Origin of the sequence: Mesorhizobium sp. dw_380 (genome assembly GCF_018588885.1) — a bacterium.
Taxonomy (GTDB): domain Bacteria; phylum Pseudomonadota; class Alphaproteobacteria; order Rhizobiales; family Rhizobiaceae; genus Mesorhizobium.
Genome location: NZ_JAFFIW010000025.1, coordinates 50861 through 76853, shown reverse-complemented (window position 1 = coordinate 76853; position 25993 = coordinate 50861). Strand labels below are relative to the sequence as shown.

General features: G+C 62.1%; 29 protein-coding genes. 9 read left to right on the top strand and 20 right to left on the bottom strand.

Going from position 1 to position 25993, the window contains the following annotated elements; all coding sequences use genetic code 11:
- Positions 1 to 51: 51 nt before the first annotated feature.
- Positions 52 to 744 carry a glutathione S-transferase family protein gene (locus JT360_RS22325; RefSeq protein ID WP_214474111.1) on the top strand — a complete coding sequence of 231 codons (693 nt, stop codon included), beginning with the start codon at positions 52 to 54 and terminating at the stop codon, positions 742 to 744.
- 76 nt (positions 745 to 820) lie between these two features.
- Here the strand turns inward: JT360_RS22325 and JT360_RS22320 are convergent, their stop codons facing one another.
- Positions 821 to 1075 (bottom strand): DUF2934 domain-containing protein, encoded by a 255-nt coding sequence (locus JT360_RS22320; RefSeq protein WP_214474110.1) that lies wholly within the window; start codon positions 1073 to 1075, stop codon positions 821 to 823.
- 301 nt (positions 1076 to 1376) lie between these two features.
- Here JT360_RS22320 and ndk point away from each other — a divergent pair, with 301 nt between their 5' ends.
- On the top strand, positions 1377 to 1799 hold the full coding sequence (ndk, locus tag JT360_RS22315; RefSeq protein ID WP_214474109.1) for a nucleoside-diphosphate kinase: 423 nt from the start codon (positions 1377 to 1379) through the stop codon (positions 1797 to 1799).
- Between the two features lie 286 nt (positions 1800 to 2085).
- On the opposite strand, the gene JT360_RS22310 is transcribed toward ndk, so the two are convergent.
- Complete coding sequence (locus tag JT360_RS22310) at positions 2086 to 2736, bottom strand: DUF6338 family protein (RefSeq protein ID WP_284731863.1); 651 nt, start codon at positions 2734 to 2736, stop codon at positions 2086 to 2088.
- A 289-nt stretch (positions 2737 to 3025) separates the two neighbouring features.
- On the opposite strand from JT360_RS22310, the gene JT360_RS22305 reads away from it, so the two are divergent.
- A complete protein-coding gene (locus tag JT360_RS22305; protein WP_214474107.1) occupies positions 3026 to 3631 on the top strand; it encodes a class I SAM-dependent methyltransferase in 606 nt (201 codons plus the stop codon).
- Positions 3632 to 3635: 4 nt separating this feature from the next.
- On the opposite strand, the gene JT360_RS22300 is transcribed toward JT360_RS22305, so the two are convergent.
- The 6 genes from JT360_RS22300 to JT360_RS22275 form a co-directional block, all read right to left on the bottom strand.
- On the bottom strand, positions 3636 to 4400 hold the full coding sequence (locus JT360_RS22300) for a YbaY family lipoprotein (protein ID WP_214474106.1): 765 nt from the start codon (positions 4398 to 4400) through the stop codon (positions 3636 to 3638).
- Between the two features lie 124 nt (positions 4401 to 4524).
- Positions 4525 to 5004 carry a molybdenum cofactor biosynthesis protein MoaE gene (locus JT360_RS22295; protein WP_214474105.1) on the bottom strand — a complete coding sequence of 160 codons (480 nt, stop codon included), beginning with the start codon at positions 5002 to 5004 and terminating at the stop codon, positions 4525 to 4527.
- A 5-nt stretch (positions 5005 to 5009) separates the two neighbouring features.
- On the bottom strand, positions 5010 to 5267 hold the full coding sequence (moaD, locus tag JT360_RS22290; RefSeq protein ID WP_214474104.1) for a molybdopterin converting factor subunit 1: 258 nt from the start codon (positions 5265 to 5267) through the stop codon (positions 5010 to 5012).
- A gap of 1 nt (position 5268) precedes the next feature.
- The gene (gene pgsA, locus JT360_RS22285) at positions 5269 to 5865 is read right to left on the bottom strand and encodes a CDP-diacylglycerol--glycerol-3-phosphate 3-phosphatidyltransferase (RefSeq protein WP_214474102.1); all 597 of its coding nucleotides are present in this window, start codon (positions 5863 to 5865) and stop codon (positions 5269 to 5271) included.
- A gap of 98 nt (positions 5866 to 5963) precedes the next feature.
- A complete protein-coding gene (gene uvrC / locus JT360_RS22280) occupies positions 5964 to 8033 on the bottom strand; it encodes an excinuclease ABC subunit UvrC (protein ID WP_214474100.1) in 2070 nt (689 codons plus the stop codon).
- Complete coding sequence (locus JT360_RS22275; protein WP_214474098.1) at positions 8030 to 8794, bottom strand: SDR family oxidoreductase; 765 nt, start codon at positions 8792 to 8794, stop codon at positions 8030 to 8032. Before JT360_RS22275 ends, uvrC begins: the two co-directional genes overlap by 4 nt.
- A 412-nt stretch (positions 8795 to 9206) precedes the next feature.
- On the opposite strand from JT360_RS22275, the gene JT360_RS22270 reads away from it, so the two are divergent.
- Positions 9207 to 9866 carry an outer membrane protein gene (locus JT360_RS22270; RefSeq protein ID WP_214474096.1) on the top strand — a complete coding sequence of 220 codons (660 nt, stop codon included), beginning with the start codon at positions 9207 to 9209 and terminating at the stop codon, positions 9864 to 9866.
- 105 nt (positions 9867 to 9971) lie between these two features.
- Here JT360_RS22270 and JT360_RS22265 read toward each other — a convergent pair whose 3' ends face one another.
- The 3 genes from JT360_RS22265 to JT360_RS22255 form a co-directional block, all read right to left on the bottom strand.
- Entirely contained in the window at positions 9972 to 10313 is a 342-nt protein-coding gene (locus JT360_RS22265; protein WP_250888993.1) for a TfoX/Sxy family protein, read from the bottom strand.
- Between the two features lie 324 nt (positions 10314 to 10637).
- Positions 10638 to 11234 (bottom strand): glutathione S-transferase family protein, encoded by a 597-nt coding sequence (locus JT360_RS22260; RefSeq protein ID WP_214474092.1) that lies wholly within the window; start codon positions 11232 to 11234, stop codon positions 10638 to 10640.
- 425 nt (positions 11235 to 11659) lie between these two features.
- Positions 11660 to 12010 (bottom strand): hypothetical protein, encoded by a 351-nt coding sequence (locus tag JT360_RS22255; RefSeq protein ID WP_214474090.1) that lies wholly within the window; start codon positions 12008 to 12010, stop codon positions 11660 to 11662.
- A 596-nt stretch (positions 12011 to 12606) separates the two neighbouring features.
- On the opposite strand from JT360_RS22255, the gene JT360_RS22250 reads away from it, so the two are divergent.
- Complete coding sequence (locus JT360_RS22250) at positions 12607 to 12918, top strand: transcriptional regulator (protein WP_214474088.1); 312 nt, start codon at positions 12607 to 12609, stop codon at positions 12916 to 12918.
- A 92-nt stretch (positions 12919 to 13010) separates the two neighbouring features.
- Here the strand turns inward: JT360_RS22250 and JT360_RS22245 are convergent, their stop codons facing one another.
- From JT360_RS22245 to JT360_RS22215, 7 genes are all read right to left on the bottom strand, one after another.
- The gene (locus JT360_RS22245) at positions 13011 to 13625 is read right to left on the bottom strand and encodes a LysE family translocator (RefSeq protein WP_214474086.1); all 615 of its coding nucleotides are present in this window, start codon (positions 13623 to 13625) and stop codon (positions 13011 to 13013) included.
- Between the two features lie 160 nt (positions 13626 to 13785).
- A complete protein-coding gene (locus JT360_RS22240) occupies positions 13786 to 14622 on the bottom strand; it encodes an EamA family transporter (RefSeq protein ID WP_214474084.1) in 837 nt (278 codons plus the stop codon).
- Positions 14619 to 15200 carry a TetR/AcrR family transcriptional regulator gene (locus JT360_RS22235; protein ID WP_214474124.1) on the bottom strand — a complete coding sequence of 194 codons (582 nt, stop codon included), beginning with the start codon at positions 15198 to 15200 and terminating at the stop codon, positions 14619 to 14621. The genes JT360_RS22240 and JT360_RS22235 overlap by 4 nt, the downstream gene beginning before the upstream one ends.
- Positions 15201 to 15331: 131 nt before the next feature.
- Positions 15332 to 15787 carry a hypothetical protein gene (locus JT360_RS22230; protein ID WP_214474082.1) on the bottom strand — a complete coding sequence of 152 codons (456 nt, stop codon included), beginning with the start codon at positions 15785 to 15787 and terminating at the stop codon, positions 15332 to 15334.
- 209 nt (positions 15788 to 15996) lie between these two features.
- Entirely contained in the window at positions 15997 to 16845 is an 849-nt protein-coding gene (locus JT360_RS22225; protein ID WP_214474081.1) for a 23S rRNA (adenine(2030)-N(6))-methyltransferase RlmJ, read from the bottom strand.
- Positions 16842 to 17456, bottom strand: a complete 615-nt coding sequence (locus tag JT360_RS22220) for a hypothetical protein (protein WP_214474080.1) — start codon at positions 17454 to 17456, stop codon at positions 16842 to 16844. The genes JT360_RS22225 and JT360_RS22220 overlap by 4 nt, the downstream gene beginning before the upstream one ends.
- Before the next feature lie 19 nt (positions 17457 to 17475).
- Entirely contained in the window at positions 17476 to 18153 is a 678-nt protein-coding gene (locus JT360_RS22215) for a TetR/AcrR family transcriptional regulator (protein ID WP_214474079.1), read from the bottom strand.
- Between the two features lie 85 nt (positions 18154 to 18238).
- On the opposite strand from JT360_RS22215, the gene JT360_RS22210 reads away from it, so the two are divergent.
- Complete coding sequence (locus tag JT360_RS22210; protein WP_214474078.1) at positions 18239 to 18709, top strand: carboxymuconolactone decarboxylase family protein; 471 nt, start codon at positions 18239 to 18241, stop codon at positions 18707 to 18709.
- 154 nt (positions 18710 to 18863) lie between these two features.
- Here JT360_RS22210 and JT360_RS22205 read toward each other — a convergent pair whose 3' ends face one another.
- Positions 18864 to 19313, bottom strand: a complete 450-nt coding sequence (locus JT360_RS22205) for a DNA polymerase III subunit chi (RefSeq protein WP_214474076.1) — start codon at positions 19311 to 19313, stop codon at positions 18864 to 18866.
- Between the two features lie 9 nt (positions 19314 to 19322).
- Positions 19323 to 20834: a leucyl aminopeptidase gene (locus tag JT360_RS22200; protein WP_214474123.1), complete on the bottom strand. Its 1512-nt coding sequence runs from the start codon at positions 20832 to 20834 to the stop codon at positions 19323 to 19325.
- A 357-nt stretch (positions 20835 to 21191) separates the two neighbouring features.
- On the opposite strand from JT360_RS22200, the gene lptF reads away from it, so the two are divergent.
- Genes lptF through JT360_RS22185 form a run of 3 tightly spaced genes read left to right on the top strand, consistent with a single transcriptional unit; the run spans position 21192 to position 25914 of the window.
- Positions 21192 to 22394 carry an LPS export ABC transporter permease LptF gene (gene lptF / locus JT360_RS22195; RefSeq protein ID WP_214474074.1) on the top strand — a complete coding sequence of 401 codons (1203 nt, stop codon included), beginning with the start codon at positions 21192 to 21194 and terminating at the stop codon, positions 22392 to 22394.
- Positions 22391 to 23476, top strand: a complete 1086-nt coding sequence (lptG, locus tag JT360_RS22190; RefSeq protein ID WP_214474121.1) for an LPS export ABC transporter permease LptG — start codon at positions 22391 to 22393, stop codon at positions 23474 to 23476. Before lptF ends, lptG begins: the two co-directional genes overlap by 4 nt.
- Positions 23476 to 25914, top strand: a complete 2439-nt coding sequence (locus JT360_RS22185; RefSeq protein ID WP_214474072.1) for an LPS-assembly protein LptD — start codon at positions 23476 to 23478, stop codon at positions 25912 to 25914. Before lptG ends, JT360_RS22185 begins: the two co-directional genes overlap by 1 nt.
- Positions 25915 to 25993 lie beyond the last annotated feature (79 nt).

Genomic DNA, 25993 nt, shown 5'->3' with positions numbered 1-25993 from the left:
CCCGCTTCGAGCGTCGGGAGCGATACCTAGACCGCAAAGGGACCCGCGCCAATGACCATTCTGCTTTATGATCTCGTCGGGCGTGACGAAAGCCGTCCGTTCAGTCCGCATTGCTGGAAGGCAACGATGGCGCTGGCCCACAAGGGGCTCGATATATCGACCGCGCCGACGCGTTTCCTCGAGGTGCCCACCATCGAGGGCGGTGCTTCGAAAACCGTTCCGGTGATCCGCGACGGCGACAAGGTCGTCATCGATTCCTTTGCCATCGCGCTCTATCTCGACGACGCCTACCCGGATCGGGCGACGCTGTTTGGCGGTGACGGGGGCAAGGCGATGGCGCGATTCATCGAGCGTTGGTCGCAATTGATCATCCACCCCTATGTCACCACCGCGGCGATCATCGACCTCCATGCCATGCAGGACGAGGAGAACGCCGTGTATTTCCGGCATAGCCGGGAGCAGCGCTTCGGCAAGCAGTTGGAAGACGTCGTCGCGGCCCGCGACGCCGGGTTGGCGGCATTTCGGGCTTCGCTTGAGCCGCTGCGCTCGATGCTGAGCTATCAGCCGTTCATCGGCGGGGCCTCGCCGCTGTTTGCCGACTATATCGTCTTCGGCGCCTTGCAATGGGCGCGCATCGCCTCGCCCTATCGGCTGCTCGACGAGAGCGACGTCGTGGCGCAATGGTTTGCCCGCTGCCTCGACCTGCATGGCGGGCTGGGACGAAAGGTTGCCGCGGCGGCGTGATAGCCGCAAACGCCAACCCTGCCCGAGCGGCAGCTTGAGCACTCCGTTGCGAAAATCAGCGGCGGGATGGCTGGCCTTACTTGGCCGCCTTCTTTGGCTTGCTGGTCGTCGGCTTGCTGGCTTTAGCGGCGGCTTTTTGTTCCTTGGGAGCGGGTTTTGCCTTGGCCGCGCCAGATGCCTTCTTGGCCGCCGCTGGCTTGCCTGCCGTCTCACGGTCGATGTCGGCTGCTGCCTGGTGCCAATGGCGCTCATGCTGGCCGGCCGGTTGCCCTTCTTCCTGCCAGATCTGATGTGCCCGGTTGCGAATGCGTTCCTGACGATCGTCTGCCATAGTCTGATGTCTCCATGCGGGCCGACTTCAGCGCGGCGCCGACACGCGACTATAGCAAGCAAAACGTTGCAGTGCAGCCATCTGATCTCACCCTCCGGCGCGCCTCTCCAGCACCGGCCTGACCCAGAAACGCGCATCGTCCCGGCCCTTCGCGCTCGCTCCGGTCGTTCGACACTCGGAAACGCCACGCGATGGGCTTTCAGTCCGCTTAGCGGAGCGTTCCTCACCCCTTGGCAATGGGCCGAGCGACTTGTATAGAGCCCGCCACTCTCAATTCCATTTTCTCAGACAAGGACGACCCATGGCGATCGAACGCACCTTTTCCATGATCAAGCCGGACGCAACGCGGCGCAACCTCACCGGCGCCATCACCAAGATGCTCGAAGACGCCGGTCTGCGCGTCATCGCCTCGCGCCGGGTGTGGATGAGCCGCCGTGAGGCGGAAGGTTTTTACGCCGTCCACAAGGACCGCCCGTTCTTCGGCGAACTGGTCGAGTTCATGTCGTCGGCACCGACGATCGTCCAGGTGCTGGAAGGCGAGAACGCCATTGCCAAGAACCGCGAAGTAATGGGCGCCACCAATCCGGCCAATGCCGCCGAAGGCACTATCCGCAAGGTGCATGCGCTGTCGATCGGCGAGAACTCGGTGCACGGCTCCGACGCGCCGGACACCGCGGCGCAGGAGATCAAGTACTGGTTCTCGGACACCGAGATCGTCGGCTGAGCCGACACCCGTCACCTTTCATGAAAAGGCCGGCGTTTTGCCGGCCTTTTCATGATGCTTTGGCCGGCAGGTAGTGAGTGCTGTAGGTCGTTTTCATACAGAACTAATTGCTACCCGCGTCGTGAACCGTCCTTCGGTGGAGCGGGGCGGTTAGGGGTTGGGTTAGATGGCTTCATGGGCGGAGGTGGCGGAGGCCGATCTCTGATGCTGGTAGTGGCGTTCTGCCCGCCTTTCCGATCATAGCCCTCATTCAGGGGTTTAACGTGGCCGCCCGTATAGGATTTGCTCATTTTGGCTTCCTTGGGAATGGCTCTTCAGGAACATACGGAAACTCCATGTGGATGTTATCCGCCTTCTGCGCAAGATAGACACGGGGAATCTCAAACAGCTTCTGCCCCTCGAAATTGAAAACCTCCACTTCGGTGAGTACCATCTCACGCATTTTCCCGCTCTCAGAAAATGCTCCGACGTAGCCAGAGTAGACCAATTGGTTGTCGAGGTCGCGAAAATTGACATACTCGGATGCCGCGTCGCGCGAGTTTAGCGTAAAATCCCAAACGTCTTCATCACCGAATGCATTTGTTGCTCTGATCCGCTGGAGAAATCGGGTAAGTAGCTTATAGCGCGATCCGTAAAGCCAACCAACGGAGAGCAAAAACCCGACGAATGTCGCCCATCCGATTTGCTTGACTATCTGTTGAGTCAAAACGCTTGCATCAGCGACCTTTTCGAGGTCGACAAACTCGAATTGCCATCCCAGTTCGATAAATATGCCGTAGGTGACCGCATAGCTCGCCAACCCAAATAGAAGTGAGCGGACAATAAATTCGACCTGAGACGGTTTGCTTCGAGCTGCATACTGCGAATCCATGTGCGCCCAGATCACGCCCGGCAACAGTAGTATCGCTAGTTGAAGCAAGAATGGACTTGGTGTCATCGTTCCCCCAAAACGACAAGAACGATTTTCTTACAGGCAAAGGCAAGATTGAACAACCTGACAAAGACGTCGTTCTCGCTGGCGCCCCTCCTCGTCCGGCACACCCAATGACGTGACGCTGGCGGAACTTGCCCTCGACATGCTGTTTCCGGCCGAGGACCAGGCCATCGAGATCGGCAAGGCCATGGTCAAGGAGACCGCAGCATTGACATAGCAGCCGATGGCGCCGACCTCGTAGCAGAGCCTTACGATTTGAGCCATACATGCCGACAATGGAGCCGACCTCTGCATGACCAGTAGCATTCCAGGTTTCTTCCAGGGCACCGAGATGCCCGATAGCGGCTGGTGGGAGGCGCTGTGGCCCGACCCCGCCGCCGTGCTTTCGGCAACAGGCATCAAGCCGGGCATGGAGGTGATCGATCTCTGCTGCGGTGACGGCTGGTTCACGCTGCCGATCGCCAGATTGGCCAGGCATGTCGTCGCCATCGATATCGATGCGGAGCTGCTCGATGTCACGCGCGGCCGGCTGACCGAAAGCGGCATGAAGAATTTCGATCTCGTGGCGGGCAATGCCTATGAACTCGCCAGCCTGATATCCCGGCCTGTCGACTTCGTCTTCATGGCTAACGCCTTCCACGGCGTGCCCGACCGGCCGCGGCTGGCGCGTGCCGTGCGCGAGGCGCTTGCCCCCGGCGGACGCTTTGCCGTCGTCAACTGGCACCAGCAGCCGCGAGAGAAAACAATGGTGCTGGGCGAACCGCGCGGACCGCGAACCGAACTCAGGCTGTCGCCCGAACAGACCATCGCCGATGCCGAAGCGGGCGGCCTCAGGTTTGCCGAATTGGTCGAGGTGCCGCCCTATCATTATGGGGCGGTGTTCGAGCCGGCGGAGTGAGAGTTCAACTCGCGGCGCTGAAGCGCAGGATCTCGCGGCCGTCCTTGTCTGATATGGTGAGCTTGCCGGCGTCGACCTTGTATGACGCTGCCTTGGCCAACGCATCGAACAGCGCCTTTTCCTCGGCCATCACCTCGGGCGCGCAGGCCTTGTAGGTCGAGCCGATATCGCTGATCGCGATCGCATGGCCATCGACCTTGGCTGTGGCGAAATAGGTGTTGCAGGGGCCGCTGCCGCCGGCCTTGCCAGCCTCGCTGACCGTGAACGTCGCCTGCGGTGCGGTGATGGCGCCCATGCCGTCGACATAGTCGACCACCCAGATCTGGCCAAAGACGGAAGCCGTCGGCTCGGTACCTGGCGGGACCATCTTCAGAACAATGGTCTGCGGCGCGTCGGTCAGCGGGTCGAGTTGATGGCGCACATCGGAGATGAACATCAGCCTGCCGTCGACAGCGATGCGAGCCTGCAGCGCATAAGTCATCCGCGACCGGATCACGGACCGATCGAATTTGATCTCGAAACTGATCGGCACCTGGCCGGCCGGCTTGACAGTCTGCTCGCCGATGATCCTGGCCGGCGCATCGGACAGCGAGACATCGGCAAGCTGAACAGAAAGCACGGCGCTGGGCGGCAGGGCGATGCGCTCGCGATAGATCACCTCGCCCCTCACCGCCTGTTCGGCGGCCACGGACGATTCCGGCACCGCAAGGATGCCGACGACCAGAGGCACGAAACCGAAGACGAAGAACTCCGCGAGCCTGTCCAGCATGATCATCTCCCTTGCCCCGGGCTGCCAATGCCCAGGCTGCCAATGACCCCAGGTTGCAAAGCCCAGTCTGACCAACCGCGCTCAATTGGCCAAAGGATTGCGGTCAATGCATGGCTGCGGAGATTTATTCGGACGGCGACTTCCAGCGTCCGGCCGCCTGGGCGTCGGCTTCCTTGGCCTCGACCCAGCCACCCTCTGAACCGTCGGTGCGATGCTCCTTCTTCCAGAAAGGTGCACGCGACTTCAAATAGTCCATGAGGAAGTTCGCCGCCTCGAACGCCGCCTGGCGATGCGCCGAGGCGGCTACCACCAGCACGATGTTCTCGCCAGGTCGAACCTTGCCATGGCGGTGAATGACGGTGAGGCCTTGCAGCGGCCAGCGCTGAACCGCCTCAGTGGCGATGCGGCCGATCTCGGCCTCCGCCATGCCGGGATAATGTTCGAGTTCAAGTGCCGAGAGCGCGCCCTGCTCATCGCGGCAGAGGCCGGAGAAGGTGACCACCGCACCAATGTCGGCGCGGCCTTGCGTCAGGCCGGCAATCTCGGCGGCAACGTCGAAATCCTGGCGCTGGATGCGCACGGTCGGCACCAGGACGGCCGACATGAGCCTCAGCCCCCGGTCATCGGCGGGAACAGTGCAATCTCGCGCGCTCCCGAAATCTTCTCGCGGTGGTCGACATGTTCCTGGTTGATGGCAACGCGGATCACGTCGGGATATTGCAGCGCGTGCTCGTAGCCCTCGCCACGCGATTGCAGCCAGCGCAAGAGATCGGCGACGGTGTCGATGCCAGCGGGCAATTCGACATCCTCTTCAGGCATGCCGATCCGTTCGCGAACCCAGGCAAAATAGATCAGGCGGGTCGTCATCTCACTCGTCCATGATGTGTTTGAGGCCGGCGCGGAAATAGTCGTAGCCGGTGTAGAGCGTCACGAGTGCTGCGACCCACAGCAGCACCAGGCCGGTCTGGGTGGTCAGCGGGAAGATCTTGTCGCCGGCCGGCCCCGCCAGCAGGAAGGCGATCGCGACCATCTGGATGGTGGTCTTCCACTTGGCAAGCTGCGTCACCGGCACCGAGACCTTGAGCGCCGCCAGATATTCGCGCAGGCCCGAAACCAGAATCTCGCGGCACAGGATGATGATGGCCGCCCACAGCGACCAGCCGGCGATGCCGGCATGGCGATCGGTGTCGGCCGCCAGCAGCAGAAGGCAAGTGGCGACCAGCAGCTTGTCGGCGATCGGATCGAGCATCTTGCCGATGTTGGACGTCTGCTGCCAGGCGCGCGCAAAATAGCCATCGAAGTAATCGGTGATGGACGCCAGCAGGAAAATGACCAGCGCAGACCAGCGGGCGAAGTCGCTCGACTTCAGGTGTCCTTCGAGAAAAAAGCACAGCACGACCAGCGGCACCGCGATAATGCGGGCGTAGGTGAGCATATTAGGCAGGTTGAATGCGCGCTGGGCCATGTCTGGGGGAACTCTTTTCGCCTGCGTACTCAAATCAGATGCAAATGTAGGGGGTCAACAGGCCAGATTCGACTGACCAGCCGAAACTGCCGGATTTTTCAACTTTCGTGGAAATGATTGTAGACCAGTTTCGCCACCTGTTCGGAAATGCCGTCGACTTTCCTCAAATCCTCGATGGCGGCGCGGCTGACCGCCTTGGCGGTGCCGAAATGCAGCAGCAGCGCACGCTTGCGGCCGGGGCCGATGCCGGCGATCTCATCGAGCGGGCTCTTGACCATTTCCTTCTTGCGGCGGGCCCGGTGCGAACCGATGGCGAAGCGGTGGACCTCGTCGCGCAGGCGCTGGACGAAATAGAGCACGGGGTCGCGCACGGGCAGCGAAAACGAGTCCCTGCCCTTGACGAAAAAGCGCTCGCGGCCGGCATCGCGGTCCTGGCCCTTGGCGATGCCGATGGCCACGACGCGGTCCTCGATGCCGAGATCCGAGAGGATCTTGCGCACCGCCGTCATCTGGCCCTGGCCGCCATCGATCAGGATGACGTCGGGCCAGGCCGGGAAGCTGCCAGAAATATCATCCTCGATATCATCGGTCGCCTCGCCTGCCGCCGCATCGTCGGGCATGGCAATATCGCCATGCTCCTTGAGCAGCCGCGAAAAGCGCCGCTCCATCACCTCGCGCATCATGCCGAAATCGTCTCCCGGCGTGATCTCGGTCGAGCGGATATTGAATTTTCTATACTGGTTTTTCACAAAACCTTCCGGTCCCGCGACGACCATGGCGCCAACCGCATTGGTGCCCATGATGTGCGAGTTGTCGTAAACTTCGATGCGCACCGGCGGCTTTGCCAGACCGAAGGTCTCGGCGAAACCGGCAAGCAACCGGCCTTGCGTCGAGGTTTCGGCCAGCCGGCGGCCAAGCGCCTCCCGGGCGTTCTGAAGGGCGTTGTCGGTCAAGTCCTTCTTCTCGCCGCGCTGCGGCACCGAGATCGCCACCTTGCGGCCGGCGCGGGTGGAGAGCGCCTCGGCCAGCAACTCCTGGTCCTCCACGCCATGCGACAGGAGGATAGCGCGCGGCGTCGGCTTGTCGTCATAGAACTGCGCCAGGAACGAGCCCAGTACCTCGGCCGCCTCCAGGGCGGGATCGGCTTTGGGGAAATAGGCGCGGTTGCCCCAGTTCTGGCCCGTGCGGAAGAAGAACACCTGGATGCAAACCTGGCCGCCTTCCTGATGGATGGCAAAGACATCGGCCTCGTCGACGGTCGCGGGGTTGATGCCCTGGTGGCTCTGCACATGCGACAGGGCCGCCAGCCGGTCGCGATAGATGGCGGCGCGCTCGAAATCGAGATCCTGCGAGGCCTGCTGCATGGCGGCCGAGATCTCGGTCTTCACCTTCTGGCTGCGGCCCGACAGAAAATCCTTCGCTTCGGCGACCAGCTCGGCATAGCCCTCATGCGAGATTTCGCCGGTGCAGGGGCCGGCGCAGCGCTTGATCTGGTAGAGCAGGCACGGCCGCGTGCGGTTCTCGTAGAAGGAGTTTGTGCAGCTGCGCAGCAGGAAGGCGCGCTGCAGCGAATTGATGGTGCGGCCGACGGCGCCGGCCGAGGCAAAGGGGCCGAAATAATCGCCTTTGCGCGACCGCGCGCCGCGATGCTTGTAGATGCCGGGCGAGACATGGTCGCCAGTCAGCAGAATGTACGGGAACGACTTGTCGTCCCGCATCAGCACATTGAACCGCGGCCGCAAGCGCTTGATGAGATTGGCTTCGAGCAGCAGCGCTTCGATCTCGGTGCGGGTGACGACGAACTCCATAGTCGACGTCTCGCGCACCATTCGGCCGATGCGGGCGGTGTGGAACCTGCCTTGCGCGTAGTTGGTGACGCGCTTCTTCAGGCTGCGGGCCTTGCCGACATAGAGCACGTCGCCGGCGGCGTTCATCATCCGGTAGACGCCAGGCGCATTGGGCAGCCGCTTGACCAGCGTCTGGATCACCTCGGCGCCGACCATGCCTTCGGCATCGCCGGCATGCGGCGTCCAGTCGATGGCCGTGAAGGCGACGTCCGGGCCGGCCGGTTCGACGATCTCCTCGAGCGCCTCGTCCTCGATGTCGATCTCGGGAGGAAGATCATCGGCGCCGCCGCGCGCCTTGTTTTTGTGATCCAAAGGACTCATTCCGTCATGCCTGTCACATCGGGCGTCTGCCATGCAAGATGCTGGCCGCCATCGAGCGCGATCATCTGGCCGGTGACCGAGCGCGCATCCCAGAGATAGCGGATGGTGGCGCCGAATTCCGGCAATTCCGGGCCATGCTTCAGGATCAGGCCCGCCACCTGCGCATCGAAATCGGAATCATCCTGGCGCATGTTCTTCAGTGTCGGGCCCGGACCGATCGCGTTGACCCGAATGCGCGGGCCGAGCGCCTGCGCCAACATCTGAGTCTGGGTCCACAATGCCGACTTCGACAGCGCATAGGAAAAATAGCGCGGTGTCGGCCGCCAGACACGCTGGTCGATGATGTTGACGATCAGCCCCTCCTGCCCTTCCGGCAGCGAGCGGGCAAAGTTCTGCGTCAATAGTGCCGGAGCTTTCACGTGAATGGCAAAGTGGCGGTCCCAGGCCTGCCAGTCGAAATCATCAACCGAATCATCGACGAAGAGAGAAGCGTTGTTGACCAGAAGCGAGATTGGCCCGAGCGCGGCTTCCGCCTGGCCGACGAGATCGCTGACGGCGTCCATGTCGGTCAAATCAGCTCCAACCACGGCGGCGCGACCGCCAGACTGGTTAATCCCCGCGGCCAATTCATCCGCCTCATCGTGCGAGCGATTGGAGTGGATGGCGACTGCAAAACCATGGCCGGCGAGATCTTCAACGATCGCTTTGCCGATCCGTTTCGCCCCGCCGGTCACCAGCGCCGCGGCAGTGGCTTTGCTCATCTTCTGTCAATCCTCAATTTCGGTCCGAAAACAGGATGCCGACGAAATATGGCCCGGCATGCGTTAAACGGCGTTCGCACCTGCGGCAACATTGTGGCGAAGCGCCCGGTTCGGTAACCAACCCGTCTTGGACTCGGAACCGCTGGATCGCAATATAGGATGCTGGACTCCTTGCACCAAGCGGTGTGCAGCGCAGCACGGAGTTGTTGCTGACATTTCGCTGTTGCGAAGATGCAACGTCAAGTTTCTGCCTCATTCGTGCCGGGTAATGACCCAAGTTCAGGTTCGGTTCAGCCGTATTTTGACACGACATTTGGAACCGACGAACGCCAGATCCGTTTCACCCCCCGGACGGGTTGATGGCGATCGTGAGAAACAAGCCTGTGTCCTGTGGCTTAAGGAGTAAAGAATAATGCAAGCCAATCTCAAATTCGCACGGCCGCTGGCCGTTGCGCTCGGGCTCTTCGCCCTCGGCGGTACCGCTTATGCCGCGGACGTGGTCCAGGAAGAGCCGCCGGCACCCGCTCCGGTTGCCGAACTGCCCGTCGCATCCTGGGCCGGCCCCTATGCCGGTATCAATGTTGGCTATGGCTTCAGCGGCCGTACCAAGGAAAAGGATTTCGGCGTTTCGACCGATACCAAGGGTTTCGTCGGCAGTGTCTTCGGCGGCTACCAGTGGCAGCAGGAGAACTTCGTCTACGGCGGTGAAGCCGAACTCGGCTACGACGGCGTCAAGGGCGACGACAACGGCATCCACTCCAAAGGCGGCTTCGAAGGCTCGCTGCGTGCTCGTCTCGGCTATGCCGTGACCCCGGAAATCCTGCTCTATGGCACCGGCGGTCTTGCCGGCAGGAGCCTGAAGGTGGAGGACAGCGTCCTTCTCAGCAGCGACACCGCTACGATGATCGGCTGGACGGCCGGTCTCGGCACCGACATCAAGCTGACCGACAATGTCTTCGGCCGTGTCGAGTACCGTTACACCGACTTCGGCAGCAAGGACTTCGGTGGTGGCATCGGCAAGGTCAAGGCCACCGACAACCGCGTCACCTTCGGCGTCGGTATGAAGTTCTAAGTCGTTCAAGCCACGACACGAAAAAGCCGGGCCTCGCGCCCGGCTTTTTTATGGCCGGAAGGCAACAACCAGTTGGCGCGGCGAGCGTGTGTGTGGCGTCTACCCCTACTCCGGTTTCTTTCGCGATCCGGCTGATTTGGCCTTAGCCGGCAGCGTCTCGACAAAACGGAGCGCGAGATCGAGCCAGCCGCGAAGATCGGCTGCTGCCGCGGTGCCCTCCGGCGCGACATGGACGTAGCCCTCCATCGAACGCCCGCCCATCTCCATCGGACGCGCATGCGGCCGGGCGACGGCCAGAGCATGCGCCGCCTTGCCGACCCGGACCAGAAGCCCGCGCTTCGAAGTTCCGACAAGCATGTTGCCGTTGATCAGGAAGCAGGTGCCGCCGAACATCCTCTGTTCTCTGAAGTCGCGTCCGGCAAGGGCGGCGCGCAAACGCTCGAGCATTGGATCCACCGTGCTATTGCTGGCTGATTTCGGCATGTTCACCGCCCGCTTGCAATTTGCGCGACATTAGGGAAACACGAAACGGCGAAGCTGCCAACCTCTCCCTTGCGGAGGAAATGTCCAGCAAGACAGAGGGGCGCGAAGGAACTCTCGTCGGCCCTTATCGTCTCTCGACAGGGGCGGTGCAGGAGACCAAACCGATGGACCGGTTGCGGGAACGGTTCTGTTTTGCCGGGAATCTCCACCACAATGGGAAGATTGGCCGTTGCTTCCGCTTCCGCCAATCGTCGAAGAGCTTTTGCGCCAGGCGGCCTGACGTTGTCCTCAGCCCGGAACCGCCGACTTCAGTTCCGGGAATTTTTCGTCGAAACGCGCTGCCCAACGGGTCAACCGGCCACGACCCTTTTCCCACTTCCCGGCAAAGCGCAAAGAGAGATAGCCGAGGCAGGCACGCAACGCCATCTGACCGACCGTGATCTTCTTCGGCAGTTTCGGCGGATTGGCGTTGAGCAGATCGAGTGCGGTGGTGATCTTCGCCCACTGCCGGTCGAGCCAGGGCTGATAGACCATCTCCTCAGGCCGGGTGCGGCGCTCATAGACCATCGACAGCGCACAATCGCAGACACCGTCGGCCAACGCCTCCAGCACTTCCGCTTCTAGCCGCTTGTCGGGATTGCGTGGAAACAGGGCGTTCTTCGAAATCCGATTGAGGTGCTGGGTGATGGCGCGGCTGTCGTGAATCGAACGACCATCATCGAGCACCAGCACCGGGATCTTGCCGAGCGGATTGGCACCGATCAGTTCGGCCGATCTGTCCTCGGTCTTGACCGGCACCTGTTCGAGCACGATCCCAGCATAGGCCGCGGCCATCCTTACCTTGGAGCTGTAGGGAGAGGTGGATGCGTAGAGCAGCTTGGGCATGATCGGTTTCCTGTTTGCGGATATCCAGTGTTGACTGGACAGGCTCTTGCGATCAATCGCCAGAGCGCAAAAAAACAGCTGCCAGAAACCGGCCGCGGTTTCCGTTCCAGGCGTGATGACAAGCCAACAGATTCTACGTTGGAAACACAGGCAAGCGACGACAGCAGGCTGACGGAATTCAGCCCTGCGGTCACGCCTCGCGAGATTAGGTATTATTGCGCCGGGATCTCCGGCCGTCGCGGCAAGAAGACAATCCTATAGAGCGAGCGAGGCAGCCTTACCGGCGCCTCGCTTTGCTTGCCCCTCGGTCCCTTGCCGACGTTCAGCCCAAGGAGGCTGAACCCGCTGCCGAATATGTTTCGATCCAGAGCGTCAGAGCGTCCTTACCGAGCCCCGAAGGACACGCGACGCCCCAACGGCCCGGTCTACTTCTTGGCCGGAGCCTTCGCCTTCGCAGGCGCTGCCTTGGCCTTCGGCGCGGCGGCTTTCTTCACCGCTGGCTTGGTCGCGGCTGCTGCTGCTTTCGCGGCTGGCTTTGCCGTAGCCTTGGCCGCTGGCTTCTTCGCCGGCGCCGCCTTCTTGGCCACGGGTTTTGCCGCTGCCTTGGCCGCAGGCTTCTTCGCCGGTGCTGCCTTCGCTGCCGGCTTTGCCGCCGCCTTGGCGGGCGCCGCCTTCTTCACGGCCGGTTTCGCCGCAGCCTTGGCTGCCGGCTTCTTGGCCAGTGCGGCCTTCGCCGCGGGCTTTGCCGCCGCCTTCGCAGGCGCTGCTTTCTTCACTGCCGTTGCGGCCTTCGCCGCGACTGCTTTTGCGGGTGCTTTCTTTGCCGGTGCCTTGGATGCCGGCGCTTTAGATGACTGCTTAGCCATGTCATGCCCCTTCACGTTATGCCGATGGCCGTGAATGACCCCGGCGCGCAATGCATATCTGACTCGCGGCTCGCTAGCCAGCGAAGCAATGGTATGATTTTCTCAGCTTAAATTTTGGTTGCTATCGACACAAGATCGCACTCATCATCGCAAAAATTTGCTGCTGATCTTCTGATAGCGCCGACAATTTGACACCGGCATTCTCGATGCGAGACCATCATGAAGCTCAGAAGACCAGCGAGCAACTTCGCGCGTGATCCGCGGCATCAATATCACTGACCTGCCACTTCATCGAGGCGATCATCTTTCGCAAGCCGCCGGGTCCGTGCAGATCACGAGCGCGATGCGACGATCGACCTGAAGATCACCTTGTCAAGCGCGCTTACATCGCCTGATGCTTGTTGACAGATGACTCTGTATTGCAGAGTATTCTGCACAAGAAGCGTGCTTGAGATCGCCGAGCCAAGTGGCGACAGCCCAAGGCTTTGCCGCAGCGGAGTCCATTGATGAGCGCCGACGACATCATCCACCAGAGCACACGGCTCAGGATCATGGCCATCCTCAACACGCTGGAAAGGCGCGAGGCGCTGGAGTTCACGCAGCTGAAGGCCATGGTCGAAGCCACCGACGGAAATCTCGGGGCGCACATCGATACGCTGGCCAGGGCGGGCTATGTCGATGTTGAAAAGCTTTTCGTCGGGCGACGACCGCGGACCCGGGTCAAGGCAACAACGATCGGGCGGCGGGCCTTTCGCGGCCACGTTGCTTTTCTTCGCAAAATCATCGATCTGGCCGAGGCGACGCCACGCAGGAAGTAGCACGGGGTGTGCGAAACAGCCGCTCCAACTGTTGCGCTCTCGCTGACGCAATTCCGGACGGAAAACCGTGGCACCACTTTTCTTGGGATGCTTTAGCGCGTCGCTACCACGGCGACGCCGGCACCGATCATCACACCGCCCGCCGCACGATTGACCCGTCGCACGATCCTGGGCGTTCGCAGCAGACCGCGGGCGCGGCCGGCGAGAATGACGTGCCCGCCGATCACCACAAATTCGACAACCAGGATCACCGCGATCAGGATGCCGAGATGTGCCGATGTGAGCGAGGCTCCGACGACGTTCGGCAGCAGCGCCATGTAAAACAGCGGCATTTTCGGATTGCCGAGGTTGAGAGCTATGCCGGTGGCGAAGATCGTCAACAAACCGCGTCGGTCCGAGACGGGCTGCAGTTCCGGCACGACGGGCACGGCCGTCCAGAGCCTGATGCCCATCCAGATCAGATAGGCCGCTCCGCCATAGCGAAGCAGCGTCATGACGAACGCCATCTTGGCGGCGATGATCGACAGGCCGAAGGCGGCGAGCATCAGGAAGACGAGGATGCCGATCACCGTGCCGGCTCCGTAGGCGATGCCCGACGCCGGACCGCTGGAGATTGTGCGGGCGATGATCGTCATGTTGTCGGGACCAGGGCTGGCGGCGAATACGAAGAAGGCGGCCGCGAAGGCGAGGATGGTGGCAAGGTCCATGAAGGCTCCCGAAAGTGGCTTGTGGCTTTCGGGAGTTCAGTCTACCCGATCCGGCCGTCGCCGACACCAGGGAAAATCAGGATCGTCTCTCATTTTGGGTTGCGACAGGAAGCGCCAAGACCGCACCGGCCGAGCGTCGCCTGAGGCCCATGCATTCTCGTCACGGCTGATAGCCGAGGCAGATGGCGCCGATCGCGACTACGGCGCAGGCGCCGACCCGCCGGGGCGTCAGCGTCTCGCCGAGAAACAGCCGGCCGATAAAGGCGGCGAAGACGACACTTGTCTCGCGGATGGCGGTGATCGGACCAGCGGGGCCCAAGGCGAACGCCGCCACCACGACGCCATAGGCGAGAAGCGCGAACAGGCCGCCGCCCAGCGCCTTCCAGGTTTCCGGCGCCCGCGGGTCGACAGCGAGCCGGCCGCGGCAGGCGACGAAGGCCGCCGGCAGCAATGCGCCGTAGCCCAGCAGAACCCAGGCCGTGTAGGCGCCGACATTGCCCGCCGCACGAACACCGATCGCATCGACCGTCGCATAGGCGGCGATGATTGCGCCCGTCGCCAGTGCATAGAGGATCGATGTCGTGGCGGCTCTTCCTCGTCCGAGCGAAAGACCCATGATGCCGCCACCGACCAGGGCAACGCCTATGGTTTCCAGGGCGGTGAGCTGCTGGCCGGCCAGCAGGAAGCCGCCGAGCGTGACGAGCAGAGGCACGCTGCCGCGAACGATCGGGTAGACCTGTCCCAGTTCGCCATATCTGTAGGCGGCAACCAGAAACACGCTGTAGCCGACCTGCAGGCACGCCGAGAGCCCGACATAAGGCCAGGCGGGCGCGGCTGGAAAGCCGTTGAGGATCGCGTAGGGGATGGCGAGCGCCGTGCTGGAGAAGCTCATGACGGTGACGGTCCACAGCCTGTCGGCGCCCGTCCGCAGGAAGGCGTTCCAGCTTGCGTGCAGGATCGCCGCGAAGAGCGCGAGCCCGATGACCAGCGGGCTCATTGCGGCCTGCGCGAGGCGGCGATGATGTCCAGGGCAGCCTTGCGGGCTTCACGAAGTGCGGTATCCGCCTGCCCCATCTGCGCCATCAAGGTCGCACCTTCGATCAGCATCAACAGGGTCGCGGACACATTCTCGGCCCGCCCGCGCGGCATCGCCGGCGCGAGGATCGACTGCATGCGCTGCCTGAGGCCATTCTTCTGCTTCGCGACCGCCTTGAAGACGGAATGCTGGGGATCGCCGAACTCGGCCAACGCATGGGCGAACAGGCAGCCGTGGAAATCCGGGCTGCGGAACCAGCGCCCATGCCAGTCGAAGATCCTGGCGATTTTCTGCTCCGGCGTGATGCTCTCCCGGGCGAGCCGGTCGAGCTGATCATCAAAACGCCTGGCGCGGTAGTCGAGCACCGCGACGATCAACTCGTCCTTGCTGGGGAAATGGCGATACATCGTCATCTTGGCCACGTCGGCCTCGGCGATGATCCGGTCGATGCCGGTGGCATGGAAGCCGGCGCGCTTGAACAGCGCATAGGCGGTTTCGACGACATGCTGACGTTTGCCGGAAGCGGGTAACGATGTCATGATGCACCAGGTGATGAGACAGGTCTGTCTCATCAAAGTGCAGTGGATCGCATTTTCTGTCAACACAACAAATAACGCCTGCGGCTGATTAAGCTGCAGGCGTTAAAGCAATCGAGAATGGAACGCTGCGTTCAGCGCAGGACGCGGCAGCGGCCGTTATAGACCATCCAGCGGTCGAAGCCCGAGACGCAGAACTCGACATTGTCGCCGATCGAGGCAAAGCCCTGGCCTTCCTCGATCAGATACCAGATGGTGCGGTCGCGCCCGTCGGAGAGACTGACTGTGGCGCCGCAATAGCGGCGGCCGATCGGCCAGGTGTCGTTGGCGGGCAGATAGCGGTGCTGATGGATACGCTGGAAATCGGTGATCTGCACGTCCGGCAGATGCGGCACATGATGCACCTGGTAGGAGAAGCGGTGGGTGATCTTGTTCAGCACCCAGGGCTGGCCGCAGACGCCGCCGTCGTCCTCGGAATAGACGCCAACAAGGTCGGCCGCCTGTACAGCCTGGGTGAGGCCGAGGGGCGCGGCAAGCGGGGTGCAGAGCGAAATCAGGGCAGCAAGTGCGGATTTGGCGAAGCGAGTCATGGCAGCCTCTCAAGGTCGACTGCACGCACTGTGCGGATTCGCTTGGCGTCGGTCAAGCGGTTGTCGAAACAATGGTTTCCCGGTTTGAAACCACGGGGAGGACCTTGGATGGCCCGGCCCGGGAACATTTGACCTCAGCGGAGCCGCGTCCGTTCATTCAGAAGCCCGCCTCCTCGCATGCCATTGCCCGCGACAAGGCTGCCGCGACCTTATTCCCCGGCCAGCCATTCCAGCGACCAGTGTGCCGGCTTTTCCACGGCAAGCAATTTGTGCAGCGCCGGCAATAGTGTTCGCAATTCGCCTTCCAGCGTGAAGGGCGGGTTGACCACCACCATGCCGCTGCCATCGAGGCTGGGTTCCGAAGAGGCCGGCCTGATCTCGAATTCAGTATCGAGGATTTTCGGAATGCCGGATTGTTTCAGCGCCTTCCTGAAGGCGATGACCGCCTTGCGGTCCTTGATCGGGTACCACAGCGCATAGATGCCGCCGGGCCAGCGCTTGTGCGCCTTCACCAGTCCGTCGACGAGCCGGCCGAACTCGCCCTCCTCCTCGAATGGCGGATCGATGAGCACCAGGCCGCGCTTTTCCTTCGGCGGCAGATGCGCCCCGAGCGCCAGCCAGCCATCGAGTTCCATCACCTTGGTCTGGAAATCATCGGCGAATTCCGCCTTCAGCTTCACGGCGTCTTTCGGGTGCAGCTCGATCGCCGACAACCGGTCCTGCTTGCGCAGCAGATGGCGCGCGAGCCGCGGCGAGCCCGGATATTTCTTCACGCCGCCCTCGGGATTAAGCGACCGCACCGTGTCCAGATAGGGCGCCAGCAGCGCCGCCGCCCTCGCGTCGAACGAGGCGTCGATCAGCCTGCCGATGCCGCCCTGCCACTCGCCGGTCTTCTGCGCCTCGAGCGACGACAGATCGTAACGGCCCATGCCGGCATGGGTGTCGACGACGCGAAACGCCTTGTCCTTCTGCTTCAGATATTCGAGGAGGCGCGTCAGCACGACATGCTTGACGACATCGGCAAAGTTTCCGGCGTGGTAGGCGTGGCGGTAGTTCACTTGGGCCCCCTGCCCCAGCGCGGCGGCGGCGGTTGCGAGTTCGGATTTTCCGGCCGGCCGCCGCCGCCGGAACGCAGGGACAGCAGAAAGCCGATCAAACCGATCGCCATCAGGGAGAAACCGACCGGCCGCGCACGTCCGTCGGTGTCGCCGACACCGGAACGCAAGATCAGATCGACCGCCCGCATCGGGATATCCTCGGCATCGCCCGGGCCAACGGTGAAGACATAGGGGCCAGGGCCGACAGTCGAAATCAAGCCGGCCTCGTCGCGAAAGATCTTGTCGGGCAGCTGAGGACTGGCCTGGCGCGGATTGTCCACATGGTTGAACTGCAGCGTCGAGGCAAGCACCGTGCGGCCGTTGGTGGCGGCGGTCAGCGTCAGCACCGTGCGCTGCTGCGAAACGATGCGCTCGGCCCTCGCGGTGAGGTCCACCAGCACCCGCACCGGTGCATCGCGGCCTGAGAGCGACACGGTCAGCGGCTTGAAGCGGCCTTGTTCATAAACACGCCAGGCGCCGATCTCGCGACCGGAAAAATTGGTCATCGCCCAGGGATAGATGACGCCAATGCCGGCGCCGGCGAGCAGGATCAGAACAAATAGAACGCGCATCCAGGCAGCCACCTTGCAATCACCCCTTGCCGGACAGCGGGCTTGCGTTGGCACCCTCGCGCAGGCGTTCCATCTCGTCCAGCAGCATGTCGAGACCAATCTCGAACGTTTTGTCGAAACCAGCGGTGCCGAAATAGGCTCCAGCTCTCATGACGCTGGGAAAATCCTTCGCCAGCCGCTCGTCGCCGACGGTGGTTACGGCCGAAGGCCCCTTGGCGTAGCCCGCGGTTTCGTCGAGGATCGCACCAGACAGATAATAGCTGGCGGTGCGGAACAGCCGGGCGCTGACTTCCGGACCGAAGCCGCCTGCCTCGAACAGGCCGATGACGCCATTCAACATGGCAAGACAGGGCGGCGAATTCATCCGGTAGACGACAAGGAACGGCGCGAAGGCCGGATGCTCTGTCGCGATACGACGGAACTCCTGCATCGCGATACGGATTCTCTCGCGCCAAGGCATGCTGTCGTCGGGAATCACCATCGTGCTGACCTGTCGATCGACCAGCGCTTCATAGAGATGCGCTTGCGACGGGAAGTGATGATAGATGCTCATCGCTTCGCAGCCGAGGGCGGCCGCGAGCTTGCGCATCGAAAAGCCGGAAAGCCCCTCCCGCTCGATCACTTCGAAGGCCGCGTCCTCGATCATCTCGCGGGACAGCCGCCCGCGCGCTCGCTTTTTTTTGATCGATGAGTCCATGGCGCCGCTTGACAACTTACACTGTAAGGTTCATTTTCCACGTCACCTTACATCGTAAGGCTAACGAAGACCAGAGGAGAAAACCATGTCTGCCTATCGCAGTCTTTCATCCATACATTCTTCCATCCGCCATGCGTCCCTGCTCGCCGCTTCGGCCTGCATCCTCTCGCTCGCCACGGCGCCCGTGCACGCCGACGACTATGATGCGACAATCAAGGACATTCAGTCGACCATGGGCGGCGTGCCGAGCTTTGTGAAGCAATTTCCGAAATCCGGTCTGCCCGGAGCATGGGCTGAGGTCAAGGCCATCGAGCTCAGCGAAAAGACGGCGCTGCCGCCGAAGGTCAAGTCGCTGATCTCGCTGGCGGTGGCGGCGCAGATTCCGTGCACCTATTGCATCTGGTCGGACACGCAGGATGCCAAGCGCGCCGGCGCCACCGACGAGGAGATCCAGGAAGCCGTGGCGATGGCCGCGCTGACCCGCCACTGGAGCACCATCTTCAATGGCATGCAGGTCGATTTCGACACGTTCAAGAAGGAAATGGGCGGGCAGTAAGCCCTCCGGCAAGAAGGAAATGGGCGGGCAGTAAGCCTGCAGGCAAGGAGGAAATGGGCGGACAGTTACGAAAACGCAAATAGCGATGACCCGGTTTGCGGGTCGTCGCTGCCATCTCTCAACCGCTGATGTAGCGTCGAAGGCGCGGCCTTCTTCAGGCCTTGCGCTCCCAGCGGCGGTCCGACGTCTGCTGCCAATAGGTCACGGCGTGGCCCGCGTCTTTCATTGTCTTCCAATGCGCCCGGGCCGCCTCGACCTGGGCGGCGTCATGGCCGTCGAACAGGAACACGGCACGCTCGTAACCGGCAAGGTCGGGCGGCACCGCTCCGTCGACGAGGAACCTTATCCTGGCCTCGTTTGGATTGCCGTCGCCGGTGGTCAACAGGATCGGTTGTTCGCCGGGATAAGCCTCGCGATCGGACGCGTGCGCCAGAAACGAATCATCGCGGAAGGTCCACAGATGCTGGTCGAGCGCGTCGCGCCGCTCCTCGGTGCCGGTCTGCACCACGGCGCGCCAGCCACGATCGACGCTGCGCTCGAGCAGGCCAGGCAGCGCATCCTCCAGCGTCGATTCGGTCAGATGGTAGAACAGCACATCGGCCATGGATCGAGGTCAGCTCTCGTAGTGATCGCGCACCAGCCGGTCGAGCAGCCGCACGCCGAAGCCTGAACCCCATGACTGGTTGATCTCGCTCGACGGCGAACCCATCGCTGTGCCGGCGATGTCGAGATGCGCCCAGGGCGTATCCTTGACAAAGCGCTGCAGGAACTGCGCGGCGATGATCGCGCCGCCGTAACGGCCGCCGATGTTCTTCATGTCGGCATTCTTGGAATCGATCAGCTTGTCGTATTCGCTGCCGAGCGGCATGCGCCACAGCCGCTCCTGCGTCGCCTGTCCCGCCGCCGCCAGCCTTTGCGCCAATTCGTCATTGTTGGAGAACAGGCCTGCATGGTGCAGACCGAGCGCAACCATGATGGCGCCGGTCAGCGTCGCCAAATTGACCATGAATTTCGGCTCGAAGCGGTCGTTGCAGTACCACAGCGCGTCGGCCAGCACGAGGCGCCCCTCGGCATCGGTGTTGAGCACCTCGATGGTCTGACCCGACATCGAGGTGACGATGTCGCCTGGGCGCTGGGCATGGCCATCGACGGCATTTTCGACAAGGCCGATGATGCCGACGACATTGGCCTTCGCCTTGCGCGCGGCCAAGGCATGCATCAGCCCGGTTACCGCGGCGGCACCGCCCATATCGCCCTTCATATCCTCCATGCCCGACGCCGGCTTGATCGAATTGCCGCCGGTGTCGAAGGTGACGCCCTTGCCGACGAAGGCGATCGGGCCGTCCTTGGGTTTGCCGCCGTTCCACTGCATGATCGCCATGCGGGCGCCGCGAGGCGAGCCCTGGGCGACGCCGAGCAGCGAGCCCATGCCGAGCTTCTTCATCTCCTTTTCGGCCAGGATCTCGACCTTGACGCCCAGCGCCTCGAGTTCCTTGGCGCGGGCCGCGAACTCGACCGGTCCCAGCACATTTGCCGGTTCGTTGACCAGATCGCGCGCCAGAAGCACGCCGTCGACCACCGCCTCGGCATCCGCGAAGGCCTTCCTGGCGCCTGCCGGGTCGGCGGTATGGATGGTTACCTTGACCGGCTTTTTCGGATCGGCCTTGGCGTCTTCCTTGTCCTTCCTGGTTTTATACTTGTCGAAGGAATAGCTGCGCAGGAGAATACCCGCCGCGAGGTTGGCGGCATCCTTGCCATCGGCCGAGGCGCCGGCCAGGTCGAGCACCACAGCCACGTCGGCTGCCTTTCGCAGCGACGCTGCGATGGTGCCGCCCAGCTTCAGCCAGGCATATTCATCGAGCCCCGCCGCCTTGCCGGCGCCGATCGCGACCAACCTGTCGAGCGACGTTCCTTGCGGCGCCAGAACTTCGACGACGCCGGCGAACTTGCCCGTGAACTCGGCGACTGGGAAAGCGCGTTCCAGCGTCTTGCCCGGATCATAAGCCCGGGCGTTTTCGCTCAGGCCATCGTCATTCGCCGACAGCACGAAGACCGTGCCCTTCCTGTTCGCCGCCGTCTGAGGCGCGGCGAATTTTGCAAAGGCGATCGATGGTCTCGGATTCATCATGTCCTGCTTTCGGGGATTGCGCGATGATGCGCGAGGGAAGCGATCCGCGACATTTGGTCGTTTTCCGGCATTTGGCAAGACTTTGCCAAAATGGCTACCCATATGACACATGGAATCGATGGCGATTCGTCGCGGCACGGCCCCGCTTCATGCCGCAACCTGTTGTTAACCATCGATGTTCGCCCTTTCTTATCCATTCACGCCGACACTCCGCCCATTGCGGCATGCGACGTGGGACGGGAACCGGATCGCCTGCCTGTTCGAGCCCATCGGAGCCAGTTGTGCGGCCGTCGCCGGACAGCTACCCTTAACGTGGTGGCATGATGCCGTTCGAGAAAATCGAGTAAAGCCTTCATGAAGGTCGTTGAACGCTACATCATGCGCCGCGCTTTCGTGGTCTTCATGGCAGCGCTGGTCTGGACGCTGGCCATCGTGTGGACCACGCAGGTGCTGGCCAAGATCGATCTGGTCACCGACAGTGGCCAGTCGTCGCTGACCTTCTTCGAGGTTGCCTCCCTCATTCTTCCCTCGATCATCCCGATCGTCGTGCCTTTCGCGCTGGTGGTGGCGGTCGCCCAGACACTCAGTGTCATGAATTCGGATTCCGAACTCGCCGTCGTCAACGCCGCGGGCGCCTCGCGCTGGACGATCGTGCGGCCGATCATGCTCCTCGCCCTTGCGGCCAGCGTCTTTTCCTTTGCCGTCGACAACGGCATCGACCCCTACGCGCGGCAGAAGAACCGCGCCTTGGTGGCGGAGTCGCGCGCCGACCTGTTGTCGCTGATCATCCAGGAAGGCACCTTCCGCAAGATCGAGGACGGGCTGTTCCTGCAGATTGGCGAGCGGCTTCCAGACAATCGGCTGGGCGGTATCTTCGTCGCCGATTCGCGCGAGGAAGGCGTCAATCTCGTCTACTACGCCAAGACCGGCAGCATCGTCGAACGCGGTGGCGAAAAGGTGCTGATGATGAATGACGGCGTCATTCACCGCAAAACATTGACCGGTGACCTCAGTGTCATCCGGTTCACCTCCTATGCCTTCGACATGTCGGCCTTCATGGCGGCGGCTTCCGAAGTGACGCTCCTGCCGAAGGACCAGACAACCCAGTACCTGCTCAATCCAAGCGCCAACGACAAGAATTTTCAGCAAAGGCCCCAGGAATACCGGGCCGAGATCGACCAGCGGTTTTCGGAATGGACCTATTCCATGGTCTTCGCGCTGATCGCACTCGCGGTCGCGGGCGACGCGCGCTCCCACCGCGAGGCGCGCGTCAATCCTTTGATCACGGCAATCGCCATATCCCTGTTCGTGCGCTGGCTGGGTTTCTTCGCCGCCAGCAAGGCCGATGAGATTCCGCAATACTCCTATATGGTCTATGGCGTGCCGATCGCGGCTTCCGCCGTGGCGATCTGGTTCATCGTCTCCAATCGGACCATGGAGTTGCCGGTGGCCTGGGCGGACTGGATAACAAATCTGGCCAGCCGCGCCGGTGACGGCTGGAATGCTCTCAAATTGCGTTTGTCCAGGCGCGGCACCTCAGGTCAGGGAGCGGGCTGATGGGCTGGACGCTGGGCCGTTATTTCTTCTTCCGCTACGTGGCGATCACCATCTGGTTCTTCATCGGCCTGCTGGCGCTGGTGTTCCTGATCGATTTCACGGAACTGTCCGGCCGCACCACCGGCCTGCCCGGCTTCACCTATGGAACGGCGATGGCCATTTCGGGCCTTCGCATGCCAATGATCATGCTGCAGACGGTACCGTTTGTCGGCCTGTTCTCGGCGATGGCGACGCTGGTTTCACTCAACCGCCGCTACGAACTGGTCATCGCGCGATCCGCCGGCGTTTCCGCCTGGCAATTTCTTTTGCCATGCTGCATCGGAGCGCTGCTGTTCGGCATCGTGTCGGTCGGGCTCATCAACCCACTCGCCGCGCACGCCTTCTCCTTGTCCGAGCAGATCGAGACCCAGTTGCGCTCCGGCAAATCAAATACGGTTTCGGCCGATGCCGCCCCGTGGATTCGCCAGAAAACCAGTTCCGGCGACACCATCATCGGCGCGCGGGCCATCCTCAACCAGGGCCTGGAGATGGCCGACGCCGTCTTTTTCATCCTCGACCAGCAAGGCAATATCGTCGAACGCAAGGACGCCGCGCGTGCCTACCTGCGGGAAGGCTACTGGGAATTGCAGGATGTGAAGACCTTCAGGAACGGCACCATCCAGCCGACGGCAAGCGATCGTGTGCCGACCAATCTGAGGCCCGAATTCGTGCAGGAGCGGCTGGCGCGCCCGGAGACCATTCCGTTCTACGACCTGCCCGGAAAAATCGAGGTTGCCCGTTCCTTCGGCCTCAAGGCAAATGCGTTTGCCATGCAGTTTGATTCGCTGGTGGCGTTGCCGTTCCTCCTCGTCGCCATGACGCTGATTGCGGCAACAGTTTCAATGCGATTTGCGAGGATGGGACAATCGGCAACGATGATTCTGGGTGGCGTCGTTGCCGGGTTTCTGCTTTATGTCGTTTCGGTGCTGGTGAAGGCGTTCGGCGTGGCGGGATTCGTGCCGACTGCGATAGCCGCCTCGGTACCGGTCGTGGTAGCTATGTTCTTCGGGGTGACTTTCCTGCTATACAAGGAAGACGGCTAGTGAGGGAGGCGTTTTTGCCCAGCGGCAGGCAGGCCAATTTGGCGCGCCTTTATGCGGCGAGCGCCTTGGCGTGCCTGTTTGCCTGCGGCATGCCGTTGCCGGCGCTCGCGCAGGAAGTCGGCAATATGGCGGCCAAGGTTCCGTCCGGCTCGCAGATGCTGCTGGCCGCCGACACGCTGGAGTACAACAACGACAACCAGACCGTGACCGCCATCGGCGGCGTGCAGATCGACTATGGCGGCAACCGCCTCGTCGCCCAGAAGGTCGTATACAACCGCAACACCAAGCGGATGGTTGCCAGCGGCAATGTCGAAATCGTCAACAGCGACGGCACCAAGATCAACTCGCAGCATATCGACATCACCGACGATTTCGCCGACGGTTTCGTCAACGCGCTGCGCGTTGAAACCATCGACAAGGCCTATTTCGCCGCCGAAAGCGCCGAACGCATGGGCGGCGTGCTGACCACCTTCCACAATGGCGTCTACACTGCCTGCGAACCGTGCGAGGACAAGCCCGACAAGGCGCCGACATGGCGCGTGAAGGCCAGGAAGATCATCTGGAACGGCGAGAAGAAGACGGTTCGCTTCGAGAATGCGAATTTCGAATTCTTCGGCTTTCCGCTCGCCTACCTGCCGGCGTTCGAGATCGCCGACCCGACGGTGAAGCGCAAGAGCGGCTTCCTGATCCCCAGCATCAGCTACAACAGCCACCTGGGGTACAGCGTCAAGATTCCCTACTATTTCGCACTTTCGCCGACATACGACCTGACGGTGACGGGAAGCGGCTATACCAAGCAGGGCTTCCTCGGAGAGGCCGAGTGGCGACAGCGCTTCAACAATGGCGAGTACAGTTTGAAGATCGCCGGGATTCAGCAGCAGGATCCGGACGCCTTCCTCGATACCACCGCTTTCCCCTCCACCGCCGGCCACAATGTCGATTCGGGCGCGTTAGGCGATCCGAACAAATTCCGCGGCATGATGGGCACGCAGGGGCAGTTCGCGATCAACGAGCGCTGGAATTTCGGCTGGGACGTGCTGCTGCAGACCGACAAGAACTTCTCGAATACCTACAACATCAACAAGTACAATGCCGCCGTCCACCAGTCGTCGGTCTATCTGACGGGTCTCAACGACCGTAACTATTTCGACGTGCGCGCCATGCATTTCGAGGTTCAGGAAGATACGCCGAACGACAATATCGCCGCGCGAAGCGGCCAGCAGCCCTGGGTGCTGCCGTCGCTCGACTACGCTTATATTCCCGACGCGTCGGTCGCCGGCGGTCAGCTGTCGCTCAATGTCAATACGCGGGTCATCCGTCGCGACGATCTCGATGAGACCTATTTCACCCCTTACGTGCCCGCTTCAGGCACGCAGCGCGTGCGCGGCATCGAAGGCGAATCCGGGCGCCTCACCGCCGAGGCCGAGTGGAAGCGGACATTCGTCACCGACGACGGGCTGGTGCTGACACCCTTGCTGGCGCTGCAGGGCGACGTCGACTATCTCAACGCATCATCGGGCTCGCTCGCCGCCATCAACCAGATGGCGACGAATTTGGGTGAGCAGGACGACATGCGCTCCTCGTTCGCCCGCTACATGGCTACCGCCGGCCTCGAAATGCGTTGGCCGCTGCTGTTTTCGATGGCCAGCGGATCCAGCCATGTCTTCGAGCCGATGGCGCAGGTCTTTATGCGCCCCAACGAGCAATATGTCGGCGGTCTCGCCGTCCCCAACGAAGACGCCCAGAGCATGGTCTTCGATGCGACCACCCTGTTCGAACGCGACAAGTTCTCCGGTTACGACCGCGTGGAAGGCGGTTCGCGCGCCAATGTCGGCTTGCGCTATTCCGGCTCGTACATCAATGGCTGGGGCACCAACGCCATTTTCGGCCAGTCCTACCAGATTGGCGGCGAGAACTCCTTCGCCGCGCCGGATCTGGTCAATGTCGGTGCCAATTCAGGGCTTGAAAACTCCAAGTCCGACTATGTCGGCCTTTTTGGCATCAACAGCCCCAATGGGTTCGCGGCTTCGGTAAGCGGCCGCTTCGATGAACAAAGCTTCGAGATTCGCCGCGCCGAGGTGAAAGCCGCCTATTCGGGCCTGCCGGTCTCACTCAGCGCCAAATACGCCTTTATCCAAGCCCAGCCGCTCTATGGTTTCACGACCGACCGCCATGAGGTGACGCTCGGTGCGTCCACGCATCTTGCCGAGAATTGGCGCGTGTTCGGGACAGGAACCTACGACCTGCAGGAAAGCCTGCTGGTCAAGGACGGGGTCGGCTTCGCTTACAACGATTCCTGCTTCACCTATCTGATGACGTACTCGCAGTCGCGTGACCTGAACACCAGGGAAGTGACGCAGAGCATCGGCTTCAACCTGTCGTTCCGCACCCTCGGCGACTTCGGCTCGTCGACCAACGCGGTCGACACCATCCAGTAGCCGGCGACATCGTTTCGCCGCATAGGGCTGGCACGGATTCGCGCACCCGGAAAGAGGACGAAATTGGGCGGAACCGGGA